General features: G+C 50.8%; 6 protein-coding genes. 4 read left to right on the top strand and 2 right to left on the bottom strand.

Translation table 11 applies throughout. The annotated features are described in order from the left end of the window. On the bottom strand, nt 1-333 hold a 333-nt coding region (locus tag C7H09_RS09440; RefSeq protein WP_206074286.1), incomplete at its 3' end, for a site-specific integrase. A gap of 208 nt (nt 334-541) precedes the next feature. Between C7H09_RS09440 and C7H09_RS09435 the strand changes: the two genes are divergently transcribed. The 4 genes from C7H09_RS09435 (at nt 542) to blaPSE (ending at nt 3,370) form a co-directional block, all read left to right on the top strand. Then, on the top strand, nt 542-814 hold the full coding sequence (locus C7H09_RS09435) for a CopG family ribbon-helix-helix protein (RefSeq protein WP_022989998.1): 273 nt from the start codon (nt 542-544) through the stop codon (nt 812-814). Beyond that, a complete protein-coding gene (locus tag C7H09_RS09430) occupies nt 811-1,092 on the top strand; it encodes a type II toxin-antitoxin system RelE/ParE family toxin (RefSeq protein WP_023012028.1) in 282 nt (93 codons plus the stop codon). Before C7H09_RS09435 ends, C7H09_RS09430 begins: the two co-directional genes overlap by 4 nt. A 531-nt stretch (nt 1,093-1,623) precedes the next feature. Then, nucleotides 1,624-1,929, top strand: coding sequence for a hypothetical protein (locus C7H09_RS09425; protein ID WP_106762285.1), 306 nt, complete (start codon nt 1,624-1,626; stop codon nt 1,927-1,929). A gap of 574 nt (nt 1,930-2,503) precedes the next feature. Continuing rightward, a complete protein-coding gene (gene blaPSE / locus C7H09_RS09415) occupies nt 2,504-3,370 on the top strand; it encodes a PSE family carbenicillin-hydrolyzing class A beta-lactamase (protein ID WP_046267535.1) in 867 nt (288 codons plus the stop codon). Between the two features lie 253 nt (nt 3,371-3,623). On the opposite strand, the gene C7H09_RS09410 is transcribed toward blaPSE, so the two are convergent. Further along, nucleotides 3,624-4,547 (bottom strand): IS91 family transposase (locus C7H09_RS09410; RefSeq protein ID WP_106761970.1); only part of this gene is annotated, 924 nt, incomplete at its 5' end.

Raw genomic sequence — 4,547 nt, 5'->3', positions numbered from 1 at the left:
CAGGGAGAGTACATCCTGCAGGGTCTGAACCTTGGGCGGCTTGACGATGGGAACATACTCCCAGGGTTTGTCGAGGACATACTGATAGAAACGCTGCATAGCATTGCGGGCAATTTTGACCAGGCTCCAGGAGCGATGCTCGACCAGGTGAATGAAATACTGCTGGAGCTGCTGGGTGCTAAGCTGGTCGGGACAGGTATCGAAATGGTCGCTCACCTGTCGCAGGCAGCGGGTGTAGAGGTCGATGGTCTTGGCGCTTTTGCCCCGCAGGGTGAGTTCGTTATGGTAGCGTTGATGCAGAACTTGAAAACGAGCGTGGTCGTGGGTGTTCATGACGCGTCTCCTGACAGGCCCTTCCGAAATAGAAGGGGTCAGGAAAGTACAGACGATTTGCGCCTCTGCCGCGTAGCGGCTTCGTTCAACAATTCGTTCAAGCCGACGCCGCTTCGCGGCGCGGCTTAACTCAAGCGTTAAATTTTTTGCCGCACCCTCGTAGACTATGTTGTAATACATTGTAGTAGCCAAACTCGAGGGTATAGTCATGAGCGTCACCACGGTTCGCCTTCAAGCAGAAGTTGAACAGCACCTGGAAGCAATTGCTGGCAGGTTGCACCGGAGCAAAGGTTGGGTAATTAACCAAGCATTATCGGAGTACATAGAAAAGCAGCAGCTGGAGCAAGAGCGCTGGAAACAGACCTTAGAAGCAATGGAGTCCGCTGCACAAGGCAAGGTTGTTGATGCCCGCGAGGTTCACAGCTGGCTTAATAGTTGGGGAACCGACAACGAGCAGGATGCACCGAGGTCAGGTAAGTGAAACTGGTTTACACGGACGAAGCCATTGAAGATTTACAGCGCCTCAGGGAGTTCATTGCAGTCCACAATCCATCGGCGGCAGCCCGGATTGCCACCGAACTGGTTGGCAAAATCGAATTGCTTCCTGATTTTCCCAAGATGGGCACACCAGTTGAAATGGCACCGGTGCCTGACTCTGTTCGAGATATGGTTTTCGGGAAATATGTCGTTCGATATTCGCTCCATCCCAGTGCCATCATCATTCTCCGGGTATGGCATGGCCTTGAAGGTGAGCGGTAGTAATTTAACCAGGCGCGTCACTCGGATGCCTTTGTCTCCGCTGCGCTGCGACAAAGCCACCGGTGCGCTTCAGCGTTAGCTGGTAGTGCCTTGTTCATTTTTGGTGGCTGGGTGCCATCGGGCCTTGGCCGCAAATGGGTAGTAAAACCGGCAAGATTGGTGGCCCGCGAAGGCCGTCGGAATCCATGGTCAGATTGGCAGCTCAATCTGATTTCGGTGTTGGTATAAAGTCGGAGCTCGCCTTGCAGGGCAGTCCGCCAAAAATCCGGTTTGGATCTGCTACTCTGAAGTTCAGGTTCGCCCCGCATCATTGGGGTGTTTTCAATCACAGTGCATCGGGGGTTTTCGGTGCAAGGGCCGTGGAGCATGCCGTCTTGTTGGTTGCCAGGTATCGGGTTTCACAGTTACCCTTAGCTAACCAGTCGCTGTAGTACGCGGCCGATGGCCGCCGGACGCCCTTTTCATTGCGGCTTCGCCTCCATTACAAGGGCGCCGCTAAGCTTGGCGTTAGGAATACATAGGGATGATCACATGAAAATAATACTGGCCCTTTTTTTGACCACACTGCTGACAGGTTGTTTGGGCCCATCGGCGGAGCAAAAAGTGAAAGCAGAAGTCGCGTGTGAAAAATACGTACTCGATAATTTCCAAAAACACTTCGGTGAATCTCATATATTCGACACATACGTGAAAGATGAAAAAATCGTAGTCGAGGTTGGTTATAGAGACAAGCGTAGTTATAGCGACTCATACTCTGTACGAGTTTGTATTTACGATGAAGCCGCTGGAACGATTCGAATCCCAAGTTTGTTAGAAATGGGGCAATGGAGGAGATGAGCGAAGAGTATTTTGACATAGAATCGAAGGTTAACAAGTATTCAAAACAGCTCTCTGATCTATTGAATGCAAAGCCAGTTAAGTACTCAGAATGGCCTAATATAGATAAGACGACGCTCTCAAAATCTGCCGGTGTTTATCATTTTTTTGAGTGTGACGGTGGAAATCGGTCCTCGTTGTATGTTGGTAAGGCGGGGTTTGGTTCGTCCACGTGGAGCTTGTCTAAGAGGCTTAATCAACATTTTCAGGTGTCACAAAAAAATGCACTACTTGGAAAAATAGCGAAAGTGTCGAATCAACAGCCAGAAGAAATAAAATATTCGCTATGCAATAGAGAGGTTTTTTTACAGTGGCTTATACTTTGTGAGGCTGATTTAGTTTGGACGGAGTGTTTCTGTAAATCAATATTGATGCCCAAATATACAGATGCCTAACAATCACAGTCACGGCGACGTCTACTACATTGCGGCTTCGCCTTCATTTCGCAGCCGCGCGTGCTGTTGGCGTTAGCCTTATTTGAATACTTCACACTCTGATATAAGATGTAAGCCAATCAAAATGATGAGGTTATTACATGAAGCTTTTACTGGTATTTTCGCTTTTAATACCGTCTATGGTGTTTGCAAATAGTTCAAAGTTTCAACAGGTTGAACAAGATGCTAAGGTAATTGAAGCATCTCTTTCTGCGCATATAGGGATTTCTGTTCTTGATACTCAAACTGGAGAGTCTTGGGATTACAATGGCAATCAGCGTTTTCCTTTAACAAGTACTTTTAAAACAATAGCTTGTGCTAAATTATTATATGATGCTGAGCAAGGGGAAATAAATCCTAAGAGTACAGTTGAGATCAAAAAAGCAGATCTTGTGACCTATTCTCCCGTAATAGAAAAGCAAGTAGGACAAGCAATAACGCTCGATGATGCGTGTTTCGCAACTATGACGACAAGTGATAATGCAGCAGCAAATATCATCCTAAATGCCCTAGGAGGTCCTGAAAGTGTGACGGATTTTCTAAGACAAATCGGAGATAAAGAAACCCGTCTAGACCGTATTGAACCTGAATTAAATGAAGGCAAGCTTGGTGATTTGAGGGATACGACAACTCCTAATGCAATAGTGAATACTTTAAATGAATTATTATTTGGTTCCACATTGTCTCAAGATGGCCAGAAAAAATTAGAGTATTGGATGGTGAATAATCAAGTCACTGGTAATTTATTGAGGTCAGTATTGCCAGAGGGATGGAATATTGCGGATCGTTCAGGTGCTGGCGGATTTGGTGCTCGGAGTATTACAGCCGTTGTTTGGAGTGAAGCTCAATCCCCAATCATAGTTAGTATCTATCTAGCGCAAACAGAGGCTTCAATAGCAGATCGAAATGATGCAATTGTTAAAATTGGTCGTTCAATTTTTGAAGTTTATTCATCACAATCGCGTTGATAAGGCTAACAAATAAGGATAGGTCGCGCACTGCCGCGACCTGATCCGGTGTTGGACGAGCCCGGTGCTTCATTATTAAGGAAATAGCGGCGGAGAACTCAGAGGTGCTTTGGCCCTGGCTTTGGGCGGCCTCTTTTGTCAGGCCAGAGTTACCCGGGGCCGCCGGTGAAGCTGGCAGCCGGTGTGCCCTGGTCGTGGTGTCATAAGGTGCGTTGGCTCCTCCCGCTTGAGTACGTGTCGGATGGTCGGTAATTTATGCTGGCCATCGTCGCCGAATGACTGGCCACCGGCAGGGTTGGCGCCAGACCGTGAGGCTCATGGGCTGGCCACAACAGGGGCAAGCGCGTTGCTTGCGGGGTTGGCTTACGGTTGCCATCGACGGTAGCGTCACGCGGAGAAGCAACTGCAACCGGTGTAGCGTCTTGCGTGCCCCGCTGTGCAGAAAACCGTATTCCCGCACCCGTCGCAGCCCCTTTGGCAAGACGTGCTGCAAGACTCGCCAGAGGAATCGATCCGCCGGTTCCGTCAGGGTCTGCCAACACTGGGTCTGGCTGTCCCGGTAGCGGAAGGTCACCTGTTCGCTATCGTAGGCCACGATATTCGGCTCCCGCAGCACCCCGCGATAGAGGTAACGGGCCAGATAAGTCAGCGCGTGATCTCCGCGCCCGACCTGCTCACACTGGGCGATCCAGTCCCGGGGAATGGCGTCCGGCAAGGCAAAGCCCTGCTTGCGCATTCGGTCGAGGAACTTGGCGCGGAACACCCGGGCCAGAGCCCGGCCATTGAACAGGTACTTTCCGGCCCGGCGTTGCCAGCGAGATCCGGTCAGCCCGCCGCCGGGGATCACGATGTGGACATGGGGGTGGAAGGCCAAGCGCCGGGAGTGGGTGTGCAACACCCCCACCAGCCCGAGTTGGTTGCCCAGGCGTTGATCGTTGCGGGCAAACTGGTTCAGGGTCTCCCGGGCAACCTGGAACAGGGTGTGACAGGTCCACCGAAGATGATGCCAGGCAAAGCCCCGCAACTGGACTGGCAGGGTGAAGGTCACCAGGAAATAGTCCACCGGCAGCAATTTCTGTCGTTGCCGCTCCAGCCACTGGCGGTTGGTGCCGTGCTGACAGGCCGGGCAACTGCGATGGCCGCAGGACGGATAGGCCTGTTGTCGCTGCTGACAGGG

The organism is Marinobacter fuscus (assembly GCF_003007675.1).
GTDB classification, from domain to species: Bacteria; Pseudomonadota; Gammaproteobacteria; order Pseudomonadales; family Oleiphilaceae; genus Marinobacter; species Marinobacter fuscus.
Note: the sequence above shows the minus strand (reverse complement) of the source record. Positions and strands in the feature narration are given on the sequence as shown.

Coding starts and splice junctions, on each gene's coding strand:
- blaPSE (WP_046267535.1), top strand. CDS start 2,504: ATGAAGCTTTTACTGGTATTTTCGCTTTTAATACCGTCTATGGTGTTT.
- C7H09_RS09435 (WP_022989998.1), top strand. CDS start 542: ATGAGCGTCACCACGGTTCGCCTTCAAGCAGAAGTTGAACAGCACCTG.
- C7H09_RS09425 (WP_106762285.1), top strand. CDS start 1,624: ATGAAAATAATACTGGCCCTTTTTTTGACCACACTGCTGACAGGTTGT.